21 protein-coding genes and 1 tRNA gene are annotated in these 17,853 nt (G+C 69.0%); 10 read left to right on the top strand and 12 right to left on the bottom strand.

The features are described 5' to 3' along the window. A complete protein-coding gene (locus tag ACIBK1_RS37820; protein ID WP_051762171.1) occupies positions 1-510 on the bottom strand; it encodes a MarR family winged helix-turn-helix transcriptional regulator in 510 nt (169 codons plus the stop codon). An 83-nt stretch (positions 511-593) separates the two neighbouring features. Here ACIBK1_RS37820 and ACIBK1_RS37815 point away from each other — a divergent pair, with 83 nt between their 5' ends. Next, the gene (locus ACIBK1_RS37815; RefSeq protein ID WP_030510342.1) at positions 594-1,238 is read left to right on the top strand and encodes an FMN-dependent NADH-azoreductase; all 645 of its coding nucleotides are present in this window, start codon (positions 594-596) and stop codon (positions 1,236-1,238) included. A gap of 90 nt (positions 1,239-1,328) precedes the next feature. Here ACIBK1_RS37815 and ACIBK1_RS37810 read toward each other — a convergent pair whose 3' ends face one another. Then, positions 1,329-1,718, bottom strand: coding sequence for a nuclear transport factor 2 family protein (locus ACIBK1_RS37810; protein WP_076438548.1), 390 nt, complete (start codon positions 1,716-1,718; stop codon positions 1,329-1,331). Between the two features lie 58 nt (positions 1,719-1,776). On the opposite strand from ACIBK1_RS37810, the gene ACIBK1_RS37805 reads away from it, so the two are divergent. The 3 genes from ACIBK1_RS37805 to ACIBK1_RS37795 all read left to right on the top strand — a co-directional run bounded on the left by ACIBK1_RS37805 (position 1,777) and on the right by ACIBK1_RS37795 (position 3,575). Continuing rightward, positions 1,777-2,724: an RNA polymerase subunit sigma-70 gene (locus tag ACIBK1_RS37805; RefSeq protein ID WP_396740465.1), complete on the top strand. Its 948-nt coding sequence runs from the start codon at positions 1,777-1,779 to the stop codon at positions 2,722-2,724. A 17-nt stretch (positions 2,725-2,741) separates the two neighbouring features. After that, positions 2,742-3,374 (top strand): DUF1707 SHOCT-like domain-containing protein, encoded by a 633-nt coding sequence (locus ACIBK1_RS37800; RefSeq protein WP_396740463.1) that lies wholly within the window; start codon positions 2,742-2,744, stop codon positions 3,372-3,374. Between the two features lie 66 nt (positions 3,375-3,440). Next, positions 3,441-3,575, top strand: a complete 135-nt coding sequence (locus ACIBK1_RS37795; RefSeq protein WP_269321810.1) for a hypothetical protein — start codon at positions 3,441-3,443, stop codon at positions 3,573-3,575. A gap of 141 nt (positions 3,576-3,716) precedes the next feature. Here the strand turns inward: ACIBK1_RS37795 and ACIBK1_RS37790 are convergent, their stop codons facing one another. Next, on the bottom strand, positions 3,717-4,346 hold the full coding sequence (locus ACIBK1_RS37790; RefSeq protein WP_396740461.1) for a TetR/AcrR family transcriptional regulator: 630 nt from the start codon (positions 4,344-4,346) through the stop codon (positions 3,717-3,719). 177 nt (positions 4,347-4,523) lie between these two features. On the opposite strand from ACIBK1_RS37790, the gene ACIBK1_RS37785 reads away from it, so the two are divergent. After that, positions 4,524-5,564: an aldo/keto reductase gene (locus ACIBK1_RS37785; protein WP_396740459.1), complete on the top strand. Its 1,041-nt coding sequence runs from the start codon at positions 4,524-4,526 to the stop codon at positions 5,562-5,564. Between the two features lie 109 nt (positions 5,565-5,673). On the opposite strand, the gene arsM is transcribed toward ACIBK1_RS37785, so the two are convergent. Both arsM and ACIBK1_RS37775 read right to left on the bottom strand, forming a co-directional pair. Further along, on the bottom strand, positions 5,674-6,921 hold the full coding sequence (gene arsM / locus ACIBK1_RS37780) for an arsenite methyltransferase (RefSeq protein WP_081903817.1): 1,248 nt from the start codon (positions 6,919-6,921) through the stop codon (positions 5,674-5,676). Between the two features lie 107 nt (positions 6,922-7,028). Further along, positions 7,029-7,394 carry an ArsR/SmtB family transcription factor gene (locus ACIBK1_RS37775; RefSeq protein WP_396740510.1) on the bottom strand — a complete coding sequence of 122 codons (366 nt, stop codon included), beginning with the start codon at positions 7,392-7,394 and terminating at the stop codon, positions 7,029-7,031. 155 nt (positions 7,395-7,549) lie between these two features. Between ACIBK1_RS37775 and ACIBK1_RS37770 the strand changes: the two genes are divergently transcribed. Beyond that, a complete protein-coding gene (locus ACIBK1_RS37770) occupies positions 7,550-8,005 on the top strand; it encodes an ArsI/CadI family heavy metal resistance metalloenzyme (protein WP_030510350.1) in 456 nt (151 codons plus the stop codon). A gap of 126 nt (positions 8,006-8,131) precedes the next feature. Here ACIBK1_RS37770 and ACIBK1_RS37765 read toward each other — a convergent pair whose 3' ends face one another. Both ACIBK1_RS37765 and ACIBK1_RS37760 read right to left on the bottom strand, forming a co-directional pair. Next, positions 8,132-8,797, bottom strand: coding sequence for a DsbA family protein (locus tag ACIBK1_RS37765; RefSeq protein ID WP_396740456.1), 666 nt, complete (start codon positions 8,795-8,797; stop codon positions 8,132-8,134). Between the two features lie 156 nt (positions 8,798-8,953). Continuing rightward, on the bottom strand, positions 8,954-9,493 hold the full coding sequence (locus ACIBK1_RS37760; protein ID WP_030510352.1) for a GNAT family N-acetyltransferase: 540 nt from the start codon (positions 9,491-9,493) through the stop codon (positions 8,954-8,956). Positions 9,494-9,736: 243 nt separating this feature from the next. Between ACIBK1_RS37760 and ACIBK1_RS37755 the strand changes: the two genes are divergently transcribed. After that, positions 9,737-9,955: a hypothetical protein gene (locus ACIBK1_RS37755; protein ID WP_030510353.1), complete on the top strand. Its 219-nt coding sequence runs from the start codon at positions 9,737-9,739 to the stop codon at positions 9,953-9,955. Between the two features lie 257 nt (positions 9,956-10,212). On the opposite strand, the gene ACIBK1_RS37750 is transcribed toward ACIBK1_RS37755, so the two are convergent. Next, positions 10,213-10,842: a TetR/AcrR family transcriptional regulator gene (locus ACIBK1_RS37750; protein ID WP_396740454.1), complete on the bottom strand. Its 630-nt coding sequence runs from the start codon at positions 10,840-10,842 to the stop codon at positions 10,213-10,215. Between the two features lie 171 nt (positions 10,843-11,013). Here ACIBK1_RS37750 and ACIBK1_RS37745 point away from each other — a divergent pair, with 171 nt between their 5' ends. Together ACIBK1_RS37745 and ACIBK1_RS37740 are read left to right on the top strand one after the other, a co-directional pair. After that, the gene (locus ACIBK1_RS37745; protein ID WP_396740452.1) at positions 11,014-11,892 is read left to right on the top strand and encodes an epoxide hydrolase family protein; all 879 of its coding nucleotides are present in this window, start codon (positions 11,014-11,016) and stop codon (positions 11,890-11,892) included. Next, positions 11,844-12,164, top strand: a complete 321-nt coding sequence (locus ACIBK1_RS37740) for an alpha/beta fold hydrolase (protein WP_396740450.1) — start codon at positions 11,844-11,846, stop codon at positions 12,162-12,164. The genes ACIBK1_RS37745 and ACIBK1_RS37740 overlap by 49 nt, the downstream gene beginning before the upstream one ends. Before the next feature lie 736 nt (positions 12,165-12,900). Here ACIBK1_RS37740 and ACIBK1_RS37735 read toward each other — a convergent pair. The 4 genes from ACIBK1_RS37735 to cysS all read right to left on the bottom strand — a co-directional run bounded on the left by ACIBK1_RS37735 (position 12,901) and on the right by cysS (position 15,727). Beyond that, the gene (locus ACIBK1_RS37735; protein ID WP_396740448.1) at positions 12,901-13,125 is read right to left on the bottom strand and encodes a DUF2283 domain-containing protein; all 225 of its coding nucleotides are present in this window, start codon (positions 13,123-13,125) and stop codon (positions 12,901-12,903) included. Positions 13,126-13,227: 102 nt separating this feature from the next. Next, positions 13,228-13,300, bottom strand: a tRNA-Thr gene (locus tag ACIBK1_RS37730). Between the two features lie 50 nt (positions 13,301-13,350). Next, positions 13,351-14,310 (bottom strand): 23S rRNA (guanosine(2251)-2'-O)-methyltransferase RlmB, encoded by a 960-nt coding sequence (gene rlmB / locus ACIBK1_RS37725; protein WP_030510360.1) that lies wholly within the window; start codon positions 14,308-14,310, stop codon positions 13,351-13,353. A gap of 22 nt (positions 14,311-14,332) precedes the next feature. Next, positions 14,333-15,727, bottom strand: coding sequence for a cysteine--tRNA ligase (gene cysS, locus ACIBK1_RS37720; protein ID WP_030510361.1), 1,395 nt, complete (start codon positions 15,725-15,727; stop codon positions 14,333-14,335). 476 nt (positions 15,728-16,203) lie between these two features. Here cysS and ACIBK1_RS37715 point away from each other — a divergent pair, with 476 nt between their 5' ends. Further along, entirely contained in the window at positions 16,204-17,790 is a 1,587-nt protein-coding gene (locus tag ACIBK1_RS37715; protein WP_081903819.1) for a DUF2637 domain-containing protein, read from the top strand. Positions 17,791-17,853 lie beyond the last annotated feature (63 nt).

Genomic DNA, 17,853 nt, shown 5'->3' with positions numbered 1-17,853 from the left:
TCAGCAGAGTGGGACTCCGTCGCAGGCGGCCGCCCCGGCACCGCCGGTGTCCGCCTCCACGCAGGCCGCCTCCACGCCGCCTGTGGCCACCTGCTGGAGCAGGCCGTAGAGAGTCTCGCGCTGGTCGTGGTCGAGCGCGCCGAGCACCTCGTCCTCGACCGCCGCCAGCGCGCACTCGGCGCTCGCGAGCCGCTCCACACCGGCTTCGGTGAGCTCGACGATGTGCCGGCGGCGGTCCTCCGGCGACCGCCGCCGCTCGATCAGCTTCTCGGCCTCCAGGTCGTTGAGCAGCCCGACGACGTTCGTCCCGTCCATCTCCAGCGTGCTCGCGAGCGCCTGCTGAGTGCTGCCGCCCCGGGCCCGCAGCACCGTGAGGGCGACGAGGTGGCGGGGGCGCAGGCCGAGCGGCGCGAGCACCGACTCGGAACGCAGACGCAGACGGCGCGCGAGGTATTCGAGCAGCGCACCGCACCGGTGCACCGGTTGCTCGACGGCGGGCGGGGACGTCATGACCCAACTCTAGCCGACTTGACCTGCGATAGACAGGAGGCTAATCATTGGTCCAGCACCAATCATCTTTGAAAGGTTAAGCGATGCCTCACCTGCTGCACGTCGACGCCAGCATCCAGGGCGAGCGTTCCGTCAGCCGCAAGCTCACCGCGCGGGCCGTCGCCGCCTGGCGCGCCGCACATCCCGGGGGCACCGTCGCCTACCGCGACCTGGGCAGCAGCCCGCTCCCGCATCTCGACCAGGAGGGCGGCCTGGCCCGGGTGGTCCCGCAGGAGCAGCACACCCCCGCCCAGGCGGCCTCGTGGAGATTGACGGAACAGTTGATCGGCGAGGTGAAGCGGGCCGACACGATCGTGCTCGGGCTCCCGCTCTACAACTACGGGGCGCCCAGCGCCGTCAAGGCCTGGGTCGACCACCTCATCGCCCCCGGACTGTCGTACGACCCGACGACGAACGAAGGCCTGCTGGGCGGGCGCGACTTCCTGGTCCTCGCGAGCCGTGGCGGCGGCTACGGGGCGGGAACCCCCCGCGAGGGATGGGACCACGCGGAGCCGTGGCTGCCGCACGGCCTCTCCCTGACGGGCCTGGAGCCGCGCTTCATCACGGCCGAGCTCACCCTCGCGTACGTCACGCCGGCGATGACCGAGCTGATTCCGCTGGCCGACAAGAGCCTCGCGGCGGCGGAGCAGGCGATCGACGGCCTCTGGACTCCCGCCGCCGTCGCTTAAGGGCCCCGGCGGAAGCGGGCGCCGACCGGCGAAGGCCCCTTCCGGGCGAGAGAAGGGGCCTTCGCCGTCGAGAGCGGCCCGATAACCCCGTCAGCGGCCCTGAACGGCGCCGGCCTGGGCCTGCCGGCGGCGGAACTCGTCGAACGGCGTGCGGTCGAAGACGAACCGGTTGTAGACGATCTTCCCGTCGCGGACCGTGACGCACTCGGCCGCGGGTGCGCTCTTCGCCGGGATCGTCTCCGCGTCGTACATCATCAGAGCCCGGTCGTCGTCACCGAACGCCGCGATCATCTCCGTTCTGACGAGGAACCGTTCGGCGAAAGGCGCCAGGAATTCCCGGTACGCCTGGATCCCGGCGAGCCGTCCCGCCGGAGCGTCGAGCACGACGTCGCCGGCGATATGGCCCATCGCGAGGTCCAGGTCGCCGCCGGTCCACGCCCGGTGATAGGCGAGGGCGATCTGCAATGCTGAGCTGGTCATCATGTCTCCTTCCGGTGCTGACTTGTACGACACCGAAGACCCGCGGAACGGAACGCTTGTGGCGGAAATCGCGTTCGAAGAGCTCACGGCGTACCGGCAGGAGCTGCTGCTGCACTGCTACCGCCTGCTGGGCTCGCTGACCGACGCGGAAGACGTGCTGCAGGAGACGTTGCTGGCGGCCTGGCGTGGCCTGGACGGTTTCCAGGGCCGCGCGTCGTCGCGGTCGTGGCTCTACCGCATCGCCACCAACCGGTGCCTCAACGCCCTGCGCGACCGCGGCAGGCGGGTGCCACCCGCGCCCAGCCCGCCGTTTCAGCCGCCCGAACCCAGCCGCCACGGCGACGTGCGGTGGCTGCAGCCGTACCCGGACGCCCTGCTCGAGTTCGTGCCGGACGCCGCCCCCGGGCCCGAGGCGCGCTACACGGCACGGGAGGCGGTCGAGCTGGCCTTCGTCGCCGCGCTCCAGCGGATCCCGCCGCGGCAGACCGCGGTCCTGGTGCTCTGCGACGTGCTCGGCTATCCGCTGAGCGAGGTCGCCGCCATGCTCGGCACCACGCCGACGGCCGTCAAAGGCCTGCTGCAGCGGGCACGGGCCTCGATGGACCATCGTCGTGCCGAGCCACCTGCTCGGGGGTCGGCACCGGAGCGGCATCTGGTCCGCCGCTTCGCCGAGGCCTTCACCTGCGACGACATCGACACTCTGGTCGCCCTGCTCACCGACGACGCATGGCTGTCCATGCCGCCCGCGCCGCACGAGTACCACGGTGCGGCGGCGATCGCCTCGTTCCTGCGGGCGAGCGCCGAGTGGCGGGCGGGCCGGCGCCTGAAGCTGGAGCCCACCCGCGCCAACGGGCAACCGGCGTTCACCTGCTCCCTCGACGGAGAAGCCACCGGGGTCATCGTGCTCACCCTGACCGGCGACGGCGTTCGCGGCATCACCCGGTTCCTCGACGGCCGGCTACAGGAACATTTCGAAGCGAGACGAACTCCCTGTCGGGTCGAATGAGAACTATCGTGACCAGCATGGAAAATCCTCCCCAGCGTCGGGACTCCCCCACGTCTCACCTGCGCGCCTCAGACCAGAACAGGGACCAGATCGCCGCCCTGCTCGGGGAGGCCCTGAGCACGGGTCAGCTGAGCCACGAGGAGTACTCCGAGCGACTGGACAGTCTCTACCAGGCCAAGACCGTGGGAGAGCTCGAGGTCCTCACCCACGACCTCCAGGTCGAGCAGCACCGTCCGGCCGTGAGCCCGGCGTCCCATGCGGCGGGCGGGAGCGCAATTTCGTACGCGCCGAGCGAGAGCACCGAGCCCGACAACGTCGTCGCCATCTTCGGCGGCGCCGAGCGCAAGGGCCGCTGGCGGGTACGGCGGCAGACCAAGGCGCTGGCCGTCTTCGGCGGCATAAAGTTCGACCTGAGCGAAGCCGTCTTCGAGGCGAAAGAGGTCGAGATCACCGTCAACGCCATCTTCGGCGGGGCCGAGATCATCCTGCCGGAGGGGGTCGAGGTGCGCTGCCAGGGCGTCGGCGTCTTCGGCGGCTACGACGTGCACAACAGCCCGGACATCGATCCGTCGGCGCCGGTGATCGTGATCAAGGGAATGGCCCTGTTCGGCGGAGTGAGCGGCAGGTTCCGTCGCCGCCGCGACCGCTGAGCCCCGCCGCGACCGCTGAGCCCCGCCGCGACGGCGCGCACCCCGTTCTGGACCGGACAGGGCGGCATGGCGCACGCCGCGGCCGCCGGCGCCGGAGTCACCGTCCAGCAGGCGCTCGACGAGGTCGTGCCGCAGAGCACGGCGATCGGCACCGGCCGGCTCACCGGGCAAGACTCGGGCGCGGACCGCACATCGCAGTGATCGCAGATCTCGGGCATGGGTCCACGGCCCGAGCGCCGCCGTTGATCTCCCTCGACGTGGATACGTCGCACGCCTGACGGCCCGCCGGCTCCGGTCGCCGGCCGTCCCGCATTCCGCGGACCAGGTGGTGTTCTGAGGCGCTTACTGACTGTAGTCCGCCGGGCGGCGGTAGACGCCGTACCACCAGGTCAGTGCCAACTCGCGGGCGAACGCGGCGTCGCTGCCGGGATCCCCGGCGGTGACGTGGTCGACGAGGGCCCGTTCGCCGCCCATGACGATCACCCGGGTGGCGCTCACCGGGTCCACGCCGGCGGGAGTGCGGCCCGCCTCCTGCTCGGCGCGAAGCACCGAGATCGTCCAGTCCGTGAACTGGTCGAGTTCCGCATTCCAGAAGTCACGCACGGTCGCGTCGTAGGTGGCGACCTCGGCGAGCGCCCGCCGTACGGCGGCATGTTCCCGATAGACCTTCACCACTTGCAGGAAGGCGGCCGCGAGGCGTTCGACGCCGTCCGATGGAGCCCATGCCGAGGTGAGGTCGAAGGATGAGGTCATGAGTTCGGCGGCCAGTCGCATGATCAGATCGATCTTGTCGCGGAAGTGGCTGTAGAAGGTCGAGCGGGCGACGCCGGCCTCGGTGCAGATTTGTTGCACGCCGAGCTCGGTGAAGTTCGCGCCGTTGATCAGGAGACGCTGCGTCGCGGCCAGGATTTCCGCCTCGGCCGAGGTGGGGCGGCCGACATTCGCGGTACGTCGTCGAGTGATCGAAGGCATGTCCGGATCCTAGGGTCGTCACCTTGCGGTTGACGTCACACTACACGTCGCACTACACCTCGCCCGGACACGGTGTAGCGTAATTTCCCGACACGGTGTCCGGACTCGGCGACCGGAAGGGCGTGGGAACGCTCGTCGCCGGCCGAGACCGGACGTATCCACAAGAAGGAGTAGCTGGTGAAATATCGTCTGCTGGGACGTACGGGGGTCTGGGTTTCCGAGATCTCCCTGGGCGCGATGACGTTCGGCGGCAAGGACCACCCGGTGTACCGCACCCATGGAGCACTCGGGCAGGAGGAAGTGGATCGAATCGTCGGCACGGCACTCGACGCCGGGATCAACTTCATCGACACTGCCGACGTCTACGCCGACGGCGAGAGCGAGGAGTTGCTCGGCCGGGCGGTCGGGAGGCGCCGACGGGACGTACTGCTCGCCACCAAGCTGCTCGCTCCGGTCGGGCCGGGGCCCAACGACCAGGGGCTTTCCCGTCTTCACGTGATGCGGGCCCTGGACGACAGCCTGCGTCGGCTGAAGACCGATTACATCGATCTCTACCAGCTCCACAACTACGACCATGTGACGCCGATCGAGGAGACGCTGAGCGCGCTCGACGACGCGGTGCGACAGGGCAAGGTTCGCTACATCGGCTGTTCCAACTTCGCCGCCTGGCAGATCAGCAAGGCGTTGGGCATCTCCGCGCTGCACAACCAGGCGAAGTTCGCCGCCAATCAGACGCACTACTCGCTGGTGTCGCGCGACGCCGAGCGCGACCTGGTGCCCTTGGCCGAGGACGCCGGGCTGAGCCTGACGGTGTGGCAACCGCTTGCCGGCGGATTCCTCACGGGCAAGTTCGACCGCGGCGGGGCGACCACCGAACAAGACTCCCGCCGAGCCCGGAACGGCTTCGACTTCGTGCCTTTCGACGAGGAGAAGGGCTTCAAGGTGCTCGACGTGCTGCGGGCCGTCGCCGCGCGGCACGAGGTGAGCCCCGCTCGGGTCGCAATCGCCTGGCTGCTCGCCCAGCGCGCCGTCACCAGCGTCATCGTCGGCGCTCGCAAGCTGGAACAGCTCACGGACAACATCGCCGCCGGCGACCTGACGCTCACCGAGCAGGACCTCGCCGAACTCGACGAGGTCAGCCGGCCGCCGATCGCCTACCCGAACTGGATTCAGGAGTGGTTCGCTCCGACACGGATCCCGGCCGGCAACCTGGCCTGATCAGAACGTCCGCCGGACCGGCGCCGCCACCCCGCCCGTCGGCTGAGCCGGTCACGGTGCAGCGGGTGCAGAACTGTCAGTCATGTCGTGGGACCAGACAAATCGGCGGTCACAGGCCTGCGACGGCGCTGCGGCGTTCGATGAAGACGACGTCGCGCCAGCGGCCGTGGTGGCGGCCGATGCGGTGGCGGGTGCCGACGACGCGGAAGCCGGCCTTCTCGTGCAGGCGCAGGCTGGCGGTGTTCTCGGGGAAGATGCCCGACTGGATCGTCCAGATGCCCTCGGTCTCGGTGGACTGGATGAGGGCGTTCAGAAGCGCCAGCCCGATCCCGCGGCCGGCGTGGCCGGGATGGACATACACGGAGTGCTCGACCACTCCGGCGTAGACGCAGCGGGAGGAGACGGCGCTGACCGCGATCCAGCCGACGACCTGCCCGGCGGCGGTGTCGACGGCGACGTGCCGGTGGAGCGGCAGCTTCGCGGCGTCGAACGCCTGCCAGTCCGGCGCGGTGGTCTCGAAGCTGGCGTTCCCGCCGTCGAGACCGGCCTGGTAGATCGCGAGGACCTGCGCCGCGTCGCTCTCCCGCATGGGACGGATGGTGACGCCTGACGGCGCTGCGGCCGTGGACGCCCGGACGATCGCCGAGTGGAGCCCTCCGGTCGCGGAATGGGTGCGCGTGATCGTGTACGCGGTGAATCCGGCTTCCGCGAGCAGGGCGCGGTATTCCGCTTCGGTGAGGGTGCCGGCGGTGCAGCCGACGAGGCGTTCGGCCTCGGCACGCTCGGCGGGCCGGAGCCCGTCGTCGGCGATGACGTCGGAGACGCTGAGCCTGCCGCCGGGCTTGAGGATGCGGAAGGCTTCGGCGAGCACACGAGGCTTGTCGGCGGACAGGTTGATGACGCAGTTGGAGATGACGACGTCCACGCCGGCATCGGGGAGCGGGATGTCTTCGATGTGGCCGTGCAGGAACTCGACGTTGGTCGCTCCGGCCTCGACGGCATTGGCCCTGGCCAGTTCGATCATCTCGGGGGTGGCGTCCAGGCCGTACACCTTGCCGGTCGGGCCGACCCTGCGTGCCGAGAGCAGGACGTCGATGCCGCCGCCCGATCCCAGGTCCAGGACGGTTTCGCCGGGCTGGAGGCCGGCGACGGCGACCGGGTTGCCGCAGCCGAGGCTGGCCCGGAGAGCTCCGTCGGGCAGGCCGGTGGTGTCGTCGTAGCCGGCCGCGCCGAAGCATCCGCCGGTGAGCTCCTGCGACCCGCAGTCGATCACCTGCTTGCCTGCCTGCGCGGCTCTGGCCAGTTCGCCGTAGCGGGTGACGACACCCGCTCTGACTGCTTCCACGTTCTCGGACATGAGCTTCTCCACTCAGCAGGGCGGCGAGTCGGGAACGAGCGGCATGTGACGACGTGGGCGCGGCAGGGAAGAACTCGACGCGAAAACCCGCCATTCGACGCCCGTGGTCAGGCCGTACCGGCGAGGGCGGGCGATGCCGGGCCGATCAGGGCCGACATGCGCGCCAGGACGGCGGGCTTAATCCAGTAGTACACCCAGGTGCCCCGGCGCTCGGAGTCGATCAGCCCGGCCTGCTTGAGCACCTTGAGGTGGTGGCTGATCGTGGGCGGGGTCAGGTCGAAGGCCGCCGTCAGGTCGCACACGCAGGTCTCGCCGTCCTCATGGCAGGCGATCAGCGACAGCAGGCGCAGCCGTACGGGGTCGGCGATCGCCTTGAACAGCGGGGCCAGCTCGACGGCCTCGCTCTCCGACAACGGCTCGCACGCCAGCGGCGCGCAGCAGCCCGCCCCCGGTGTGTCCAAGCCTGCGTCCATGCCCGCGTCGATGATCGGCAGCTCTTGCTTCGACATTCCTCTAATTTGACATAGATCTCGGCAAGGGCACAAACTCCGGGTATCCGTTGATTAGAAGCTCATCGAAGCAGGCAGGCGGCTTCGGCCCGCCGCTTCGCGGTTAAGGGAGGACAGCCATGTCCCGCGTCCAACTTGCTCTGCGCGTCGCCGACCTCGAAGGCTCGATCGCGTTCTACTCCACGCTGTTCGGTGTCGAGCCCGCCAAGCGGCGCCCCGGCTACGCCAACTTCGCCATCGCCGAGCCCCCGCTCAAGCTCGTCCTGCTGGAGGGCGAGGCGGGCGAGCCAACGCGGATGGATCACCTCGGCGTCGAGGTCGAGAACAGCGCCCAGGTCACCGCCGCGACCGAACGCCTGAAGGAGGCCGGTCTCGCGACCTTCGAGGAGAACGACACCACCTGCTGCTACGCGCTGCAGGACAAGGTGTGGGTCCACGGTCCCGGCAACGAGCCCTGGGAGGTGTACGTGGTCAAGGCCGACGCCGACACCCTCACCAAGCAGGCCGACCCCGTCTGCTGCACCACGGACGACGCCGAAAAGGAGACGGCGAACGCGGACAAGTCCTGCTGCTAGCCGCGATGGACGACGCCCGGCGGCCGCCGGCAAGGTGATCGCCGGGCGTCGCCGCAGGACCACGGCCCCTCGCCACCGGCTTCTCGGCCTCGCCGAGTGAGGCCGGCGCCGCGGCTCGGCCCCGCGTCATCCCTGTCCCGTATCACGCCAGCTTGTCGTCCAATCGAGGTCCTGGCCCTGATATCGGATCGTGGGGGTGCCTTCCACTCCTCGGCTGAGGGCCAAGTCGGTGACGGCGTCGGCCCGCTCCGCGGTTTCTGGAGATTCGAGACACGCGGTGAACTCCCCGGCCGGAATGCCCACCTTCCCTGCGAGCTGTACGAGCTGCTCGTGGGGGAACCCGCCCTTCTGGAACTCGTCCGGCTGATGGGCGTACAGCTCGTCGTGATATCTCAGCCACGTGCTCGGATCCCGAACGCAAAGCGAGGCGATAAGAGCCCGTCGCGAGTTCTCCCGAGTGATCGGCTTGTCGTCCTGGAAGATGGTCATCGGGTGGATCATGATGGCTATCGCCCCATTGACGACCATTTCTCGCACGAGCGCGTTGTTGTCGCCCTGCTCGAACTCCAGGCACACCGGACACTGGTAGTCCTCGTAGATCTCCAGCGTGGGACCTGCCACGTCGACCTGAGCTATGCGGACGGTGCCATCCTGCTCCAGCGTGACCAAGTCGCCGAGGACGACCGCAGGCACGCCGGCAGGTGGAGCCGCAGCGGGTTTTTCAGGCGTGCCGCACCCCGCCACTACCACCACACACGTAAACGCGACTAATAACCTCAGAAGCCGCTTCAAGCGCGGAGCCATATATACCTTCAAGATCTCTACGAGTGCCGGGGCGGCAACTCTAGTGATCTATGTGCATATGTCTCTACCGGTTTGCGAGAGGCTATCGCGACGACCTCAACCGCACGTCTCGCCGGAAGTGGATCGCGGCCCGCGCTCCCGCCTCTACCTCGGTTCGAGTGCGCGCGTCATCCAGATCGAGTTGCCGCGTTCGGCGTCCTCGGTGATGCGGTCGCTCCGGTGGAAACCGAGCTTCTCGAGGACGCGGAACGAGGGGGCGTTCCACTCCCGCACGGTCGCCCAGAGCCGTCGCCGTCCCGTTCGCGCCGCGGCTTCGACGACCGCACGGGCGGCTTCTGTCGCGTAGCCACGGCCGTGAGCCCGCCGTGCCAGCTCGTACGCGATCTCAGGTTCGTCGAAAGATCCCCGGCCGACGGTCAATCCGCAGTACCCGATGAACTCACCGGTGTCTCGCAGCTCGATCGGCAGCAACCCGAGCCCTCGGTCCGCCATCAGCGGATTGTCGCGGAGCCAGCCGCGCATCTCCTCGACCGTCGGGCGCCCCTCGGCGTCGATCCGCCGTACCGCTCGCGGATCCCGTTCGAGCCACAACCCGCGGTACTCCTCGACATCCGACGGCAGCCACCGCCGCAACCGCAGCCGCTCGGTCACCAGCTCCGCCGGCAGAGCCTCATAGATCCCCATCCGACCAACCTAACCCGGCGCATCCAGCCATCTCATGTCCTCCCGTTTCACGGCCGGCCGCCCTCCGGGGTGAATGACGCCGTTACGGAGATCCCCCAGGGAAACTTTCAGCCCTTGTCCGCTATAGCCGCAGGTCACTTCGCAGGAGAACGACGACGGGCAACGCGACCTGTACCGATATCGTGCGCGCTGCGATGATCCGCAGTGGGAAGTTCGGCACGACATCCACTACGAGGAGAGTAAGTGCGGAAAATCAGAGCTCTAGCCGTCGTCGGCGCCTTGCTCAGTGGGCTGGCGGTCACGGCGACCGCCGTCCCCGCGCACGCCGATACGCTTCGTAACGTCTACTACTCCTCGTCGGACTGCTATCGGTACGGGGACTACGGCGTCCAGAACCACATGTGGACCTGGTATCACTGTGATTACCAGTACAACTTCTGGTTCCTTTACAGCGTGCCGTAAATACCCCACGGCCGCGACCGGATCCAACCGGCGCGGGTCCACTGGTCGCCGGGCGGAAAGAATTCCATCCGGCGACCAGTTCGTTCACGTGATGCTCGACAAAACAATGACCCGGTCGCCGCTGGTGCACTCACTGGCGCACCGAAGCTGACGGCGTGCTCTTCGCCGGCTTTCTGCGAACAGAACAGCCGACTCACCGGACGAGACCCGGCACGGACCACCGGCTCCGGCCACCGGGTCGTCCCGGCAAAAGGTACTTACTCCCCGACGTCCGCCGGGCGGCGGTAGACGCCATGCCACCAGGTCAGTGCCAGCTCGCGGGCGAACGCGGCGTCGCTGCCGGGATCTCCGGCGGTGACGTGGTCGACGAGGGCCCGTTCGCCGCCCATGACGATCACCCGGGTAGCGCTCACCGGGTCGAGGTCGGCGCGGGTGCGGCCCGCGTCCTGCTCGGCGCGGAGCACCGCAATCGTCCAGTCCGTGAACGGGTTGAGTTCCGCAGTCCAGAAGTCACGCACGGTCGCGTCGTAGGTGGCGACCTCGGCGAGCGCCCGCCGGACGGCGGCGTGTTCCCGATAGACCTTCACCACTTGCAGGAAGGCGTCCGCAAGACGTTCGACGCCGTCCGATGGGTCCCATGCCGAGGTGACGTCGAAGGATGAGGTCATGAGTTCGGTGGCCAGGCGCATGAGCAGGTCGATCTTGTCGCGGAAGTGGCTGTAGAAGGTCGAGCGGGCGACGCCGGCCTCGGTGCAGATTTGTTGCACGCCGAGCTCGGTGAAGTTCGCGCCGTTGATCAGGAGACGCTGCGTCGCGGCCAGGATTTCCGCCTCGGCCGAGGTGGGGCGGCCGACATTCGCGGTACGTCGTCGAGTGATCGAAGGCATGTCCGGATCCCTAGGGTCTTCGCTCGGTAGCGAACGTCACACTACACCCCGCCCGGACATCGTGTAGCGTAATTTCCGGACGTGATGTCCGGGCACGGCGGCCGGAAAGGCGTGAGACGCCCGGTCACCTGCATTGAAATATGAAGGTTTCTTATGTATGGGAGTAATCGCATGGCGTTGATACGTCCGTTTCGCAGCGTAACCCGTCCCGAGCAGCTGACTGACCTGCGGGAGCGGCTGGCCAACACTCGGTTCGCGCCGGCACTGTCCGGGCGGGACTGGACGCACGGCACGCCACCTAGCTACCTCGCTGAGTTGCTGGAGTACTGGCGCACCAAGTTCGACTGGGGCGCGGCTGAGGAGCGACTTAACTCACTGCCCCAGTTCCTCGCCGAGGTCGACGGCAACACTGTGCACTTCGTGCACGCCAAGGGAGTGGGGCCGCGCCCGTTCCCGCTGCTGTTCTTGCACGGCTGGCCGGGTTCCTTCTGGGAGGTGCACAAGATCATCGGGCCGTTGACCGACCCAGCCGCGCACGGAGGGGACCCGGCCGACGCGTTTGACCTGGTCGCGCCGAGCCTGCCCGGCTACGGCTTCTCCCCGCATCCCGGCACGCCCGGGATGAGCCTGAAGCCCGTGGCGACCCTTTTCGACAAGCTCATGACCGGGGTGCTCGGTTATTCGCGCTACGGCGCGCAGGGCGGAGACTGGGGTGCGCAGATCACCAGCAGGCTCGGCCGCGACCATGGCGACAGCGTGGCCGGCATCCACTTGAACCTGCTCGGGGAAATGCCGGTGCTGGACGAGAACTCGGCCCCACTCACGCCTGCCGAAGAGGCGTTCCAGGCGGAGGTCCAGCAGTGGCTCGCCGAGGAGAGCGGGTACAGGGCACCCGGCCGTCGACTCTCGCCGCGGGACTGTCCGACTCCCCCGCCGGGCTGGCCGCGTGGATCGTGGAGAAGTTCCGGGCGTGGAGCGATTGCGGCGGCGATGTCGAGTCGGTGTTCAGCAAGGATGAGCTGCTCACCAACATCACCCTCTACTGGCTGACCAACTCCATCGCCACCTCCAACCGCCTGTACTACGAGGCCATGCATGCCGAGGGCATGATGAGCATGCTTGATCCCGGGTATGTCGACACCCCGACCGGGTACGCCTCCTTCGCCAAGGAGATCGTCTCGCCGCCCGAGGAGTGGGTGCGACGCTGCTATAACCTGACCCGGTTCACCGAGTTCGACCAGGGCGGTCATTTCGCGGCGTTGGAGCGGCCGGAGGAACTGGTCACCGATATCCGCGAGTTCTTCCGACCGCTGCGTGCCTAACCCCGATCTTTCGTGAGGTTAACGAAGTTGTCAGCAGGTACACGCGGGAGGCGCGGGAGGGCTGGTGTCCGTTCGCCGGCCCGGGCGCTGGTCAAACGGCCCGCTCACGCGGACTCAGCCGCGGTCAGGAAGTAAGGTCCCCTTCACGCGTGGCGCGGCGTGCGATATCACCGCTCCCCCTCGCAGCATCTGAGCTCGACGACATGCGATCCATCGAGCGGGGAGCTGTTCGACTCTCCCCCGGAAGGGGTTGAATCGCAGTCGACCAACAGCAACTACCTCTCATGCGTCAACGTTGCCGTGTTTCTCATCGCTGTCACGGAACTCGAACAGAAGACACTTTGGGTTCATGCACCTGCGGCGGCGCGGATTCCAATGAGTGGAGCGGTCGTGCCTCAAAAGGCACCAGTGCGTTCCGCACATCCTCACCCTGCACTGATCACCTTGTACGCCCTCGACCCGTCGCGGAGCGGCCCCTGGCCCGCTGGATCCCGGCGGCCACACCGGCGGGATCGCCCTTGCCGAGGTGACTCTCGTACGACAGGCCCCTGTCCCGGCGGCCGCACCGGCCGCCGGGATCCTCGCGGGCGAACCGACTCTGCGGCGGCGATCCCGGCCGCCACGGTGGACTACGACAGGCCCCTGACGAGGTGGCAGGCCGAGCGAGCGCGGCCGAGGTCTTCGCCAGCTCGATCAGGAATTCCGCCTGAGCCCTACCACTGTCAGAGGCGCTCCCCTACCTGGGAGCGCCTTCTTTGTTGTCCCGTTCGCCTGGCCACGTGGCGAGGATCTCGATACCGATCACCCTGCCGTTCTCGTCCAGGTCCAGGTTCACCATCGGCCTGTCTACGGTCACCATTTCAGCGACACCGCCGGGCGGAATCGGGCCGTGCAGGTAAACGTAGGCCGCTCCGGCTTCGGGATCGTATGTCCACGTGCCCGGGTGCTCTTCCAAGGTCATCTGGTCTCCTGTCAGCAGGGGTGTTAGCAAGATCCCAAGATTGTCCAGACAAGCACAAGGCCCCTGACAGCGAAGCTACTGTTCAGGGGCCTGTCGTACGAGAGCCGCCTTGGGGAATCGAACCCCAGACCTTCTGTTTACAAGACAGATGCTCTGCCGATTGAGCTAAGGCGGCCTGCTACCAGACGAGTTTAGTGGGCCCGGGGCCATACCGTCACGGTGAAATCACCGGCGACGGTGTTGGGCGACTGCGTAGAGGGCGATCCCGGCGGCCACACCGGCGTTCAGCGACTCGGCGGCGGCGTTCATGGGGATACGGGCGATCTGGTCGCACGCCTCCCTGACCAAGCGGGACAGGCCCTTGCCCTCCGAGCCGACGACCACGACAAGCGGTTCGCTCGCGAGCTCGACGTCGGCGATGTCCACCGTGGCGGTGCCGTCGAGACCGACCACGAACAGGCCCTCCTCCCGGTACGCCTGGAGCGTCTGCGTGAGGTTCGACGCGCGGGCGACGGGGAGGGTCGCGAGGGTTCCGGCCGAGGTCTTCCAGGCGCCGGCGGTGACGCCCGCCGAACGGCGGGACGGGATGAGCAGCCCGTGCGCGCCGAAGGCGGTCGCCGAGCGCGCGATGGCGCCGAGGTTGCGCGGGTCGGTCACGCCGTCCAGGGCGACGATCAACGGCACCTCGGCGGCGTCCCTGGCCCGCTCCACAAGCTGCTCGGGATGCGCGTAGTCGTACGGCGGGACCTGCAGGCCGATGCCCTGGTGGACGGTGCTCTCGGTCAGCCGGTCGAGCTTGTCCCTGCTGACCTCCAGCAGCGCGATGCCACGGTCGGCCGCGAGCTTGATGGCCTCCCGGACGCGGTCGTCGTTGTCGATCCGCTGTGCCACGTACAGCGCGTTGGCGGGCACGTGGGCACGCAGCGCCTCGACCACGGGGTTGCGGCCGCCGATGACCTCGGGGGCGTCCTCCCGGCGCGTACGGCTCGGCGCACGCGAGGACGAGCCCCCGCCGCCCCGGCCTTCGCGCTCGATCCGCTCGGCGCGGGCCTTGTCCTTGTACCAGTGCCGCATGTGCGCGGGCGGCGTCGCCCCCTTGCCCTCAAGGGAGCGCCTCACCTTGCCGCCCGTGCCCTTGGTCGGCCCCTGCTTCTTCGACGGCTTCCCTGAAGCCCTTCCCGCCATGGTCTCTAGCGTAGGGCCACGCCTACTGTGCCAGCTCCCATCGCGGGCCCTGCGGGGTGTCCTCCACCACGATCCCGGCCGCCGCGAGCTGGTCGCGGATCGCGTCGGCCGCCGCGTAGTCCTTGCGGGCTCGTGCGGCCTGCCGCTGCTCCAGCGCCACGGCCACCAGCGCGTCGACGACATCCCGGAGTCCCGAGTCGCCGGTCGTACGCCACTGCTCCGACCTGGGGTCGAGGCCGAGCACGTCGAGCATGTTCTGCGTCTCGGCGAGCAGCCGGGCGACCTGCTCCTTGTTGCCCTGGGCCAGCGCGACGTTGCCCTCGCGGACGACCTCGTGGACCACGGCGAGCGCCTGTGAGACGTTCAGGTCGTCGTCCATGGCGTCCACGAAGGCCTGGGGCAGCGGCGCGGCGGCGTCCACGTCGTGGATCACCTCGGCCGCCCGCGTGACGAACCCCTCGATACGGCGGTAGCCGGCCGCCGCCTCCTGGAGCGCCTCGTCGGAGTAGTCGATCGCCGAGCGGTAGTGCGCCGCGACCAGGTAGTAGCGGAGCTCGACCGCGCGCACCTTGCGGAGCATGTCGGGGATCAGCAGCGAGTTGCCGAGCGACTTGCTCATCTTCTCGCCGCCGAGCTTGAGCATGCCGTTGTGCAGCCAGTAGCGCGCGAAACCGTCGCCCGCCGCCTGCGACTGGGCGATCTCGTTCTCGTGGTGCGGGAAGATCAGGTCGACGCCGCCGCCGTGGATGTCGAAGGTGCCGCCGAGATACTTGGTCGCCATGGCCGAGCACTCCAGGTGCCAGCCGGGACGGCCCCTGCCCCACGGCGTCGGCCACGTGGGCTCACCGGGCTTGGCGCCCTTCCACAGCGCGAAGTCGCGCGGGTCGCGCTTCAGCGAGTCGGTGTCGGTGTCGTCGGCCGCCCGAAGGTTCTCCAGCTTCTGGTTGGAGAGCTTGCCGTATCGGTCGGCGTAGGACACCACGTCGAAGTAGACGTCGCCGCCCGACGCGTACGCGTGCCCCTTGTCGATCAGCCGCCGCATCAGCTCGATCATCTCGGGCACGTGGCCCATGGCCCGGGGCTCGACGGTGGGCGGCAGGCAGCCGAGATGGTCGTACGCCCAGGTGAAGGCGCGCTGGTTGCGCTCGGAGACGACGAACCAGGGCACGCCTTCCCCGGCGGACACCCTGATGATCTTGTCGTCGAGATCCGTGACGTTGCGGCAGAAGGTCACGTCATAGCCCTGCCGCAGGAGCCACCGGCGGAGAACGTCGAAGTTCACTCCGGACCTGATGTGCCCGATGTGCGGCGGAGCCTGAACGGTCGCACCACACAGATACATCGAGACCCGGCCGGGCTCGACCGGTACGAATTCACGGACCGTACGCGTGCTGGTGTCGTAGAGGTGCAGGCTCACGAAGGCAAGGCTAACGCCTGACAGCGCAGCACAGGGCTAGTTGGGCGTCCGTGAACGGCTTAGTGTGGCCGATCATGGAAACTTCCGACACATAAGTCCCGATATAACCCGAGATAAAACCCGTAACGATCCGTACGGCAGTCCGCATCACGCACGCCCGCCTCTCCCGGGGCCCGGCCGGACACGCAGCGTCGCCGGACCGCCTCCGACAATCGAAGGAACACGCCGCGACCGCCGGCGGAGTCCCCGCCTTGGGCGCCGCATCGCTCTCGCAGCCCACGCCCGCGTGCTCGCCCCGCTCCAGCCACGCGGCCGGACGCCCGACCGGAACCCATCCGACCGGAACGCACCCGACCGGAACGCACCGGGCCGGGATCGCATCGGAGGTTCCCGGCGCAGTCGCCGGTTCCGACACGAAACAGGTGATCACGCGAGTGCGATCGATCGTCACTCCGATTCTGTAGGCTCGAAACGCCATGGACGTGACTCCCCCCGGCGCGGCAGGCACGGCCTCCCGCCCGTCCCAAAACACCCCCTCCGGAATCCCGTTGGTGCTGCGCCGCCTGGCCATCGGCCTCGCGGGCGCCGCCCTCGCGGTGCTCGCGGGGATCGCCTGCGCGCTGTCCTTCGACGACCTGCGGGCTCTGGCCGTCTCCGGGCGCGCCGAGCCGCGGCTCGCCTACCTGTATCCCGCCGCGTTCGACGTTCTGCTGGTCGTCGCCCTGGTCAGCGTGCCGTTGCTGCGGAACGCGCGCTTCCTGGTCCGCCTGCAGGCGGGCTTCGTCCTGCTCGTGCTCCTGGCGTCGGCCGCCGCCGCGAACGCCGCGACCGCCGTCGGCGTCTCCTTCGACCCCGACGCCTCCGCTCTCGTCGTCGCCCTGTCGCCCTGGGTGCTGCTCGCCGTCGGGCTGTGGCTGCTGCTGCTCCTGCTGAAGCATGTGCGCACCAATCGGGCCGACCTGGACGACGACGACGACCCCGACGACGACTCCGATGTCGACCTGGTGCCCTTCGACAGCGCGCGCGAGCCCCGGGCCGCCGTCCCCGCCCCCTATCCGGTGGCCGGGCAGGATGGTCCCGCACCCGCGCACACCGTCACCGAGGAGCACGGCGCGCCACCCCTGCAGCCGGTTCCCGAGGCCGTGGCGCCCCCCGGCTACGTCCCTCCGCTACCGGTCAGCCCGGTCTCCGAGACCGTCGCGCCGCCCGAGTACGCCCCGCCGCTGCCCGTCACCCCTCCGCAGGCCGAGAACGAGGCCGGGCCACGCGTCGTCACCCCCGACACCGACGAGGACGGCGTACGACTGCCGTCCGAGGCGATCACGGAGGCCGTCCCCGAACCCACGCCGGAAACCGAAGCCGTATCCGAGACGAGTCCGGACCAGGCGCAGGACGAGCCCGAGGTCCTGCCGGTCGTGCCTCCGACCGCGGCGCCCCGCACCCCGCCCGTCACGGAACGGGCCGAGCCGGCCGCCGCAGAACCGGTCGTCGCAGAACCGGTCATCGCAGAACCGGTCGTCTCAGAACCGGTGGTGACGGAGCCTGTCGCCGAGACGGCCACGGACGAGCACGCCCGCGACGCGGAGCGCGACGCCGCCGAGACGGCCGCCGAGTCCGCTGCGGAGGCACCGGCAGCTCCCGCCGAAACGGGCGGACGCCTGGCGCAGCCCCGCCGCAACCGTCCCGTGCGCTGGGGCGACCTCGTACGGCCGCACACCGGTGACGTCCTCGTGCACCCCCGCCCCAAACAGGACGAGCCCGCCGACGCCGAGCCGGAGCGGCCCGAAGACGAGGCGGGCGTCGACACCCAGCCGCTCCGCCAGATCAGGGACGTGCCGGATCCCGCCCACGCATCGGACTGCGCCGACCCCGGCGAGCAGGACGGCGTGCGGGGGCCGTACGCCGCGGAAAGCGAACGTCAGGGCACGCTGGAGCCCGGGGGCGCCGAGCAGGACACCACGCAGGACGCTGAAGTGGACGCCGAGGAGGGAACCGGGCAGGGAACTGTCCCGATGGCGCCTCCATCCGGCCGGATGCGCAGCACGCCCCGCCCGCCCGCCTGACAATGCCCGGACTGACAGTGCCCGGACTGACAATGGCCCGCCTGACACTGCCCGCTTCACAGC

It is taken from the genome of Microbispora rosea (genome assembly GCF_044460045.1).
GTDB classification, from domain to species: Bacteria; Actinomycetota; Actinomycetes; order Streptosporangiales; family Streptosporangiaceae; genus Microbispora; species Microbispora rosea.
This window is presented reverse-complemented; position numbering and strand designations above follow the sequence as displayed.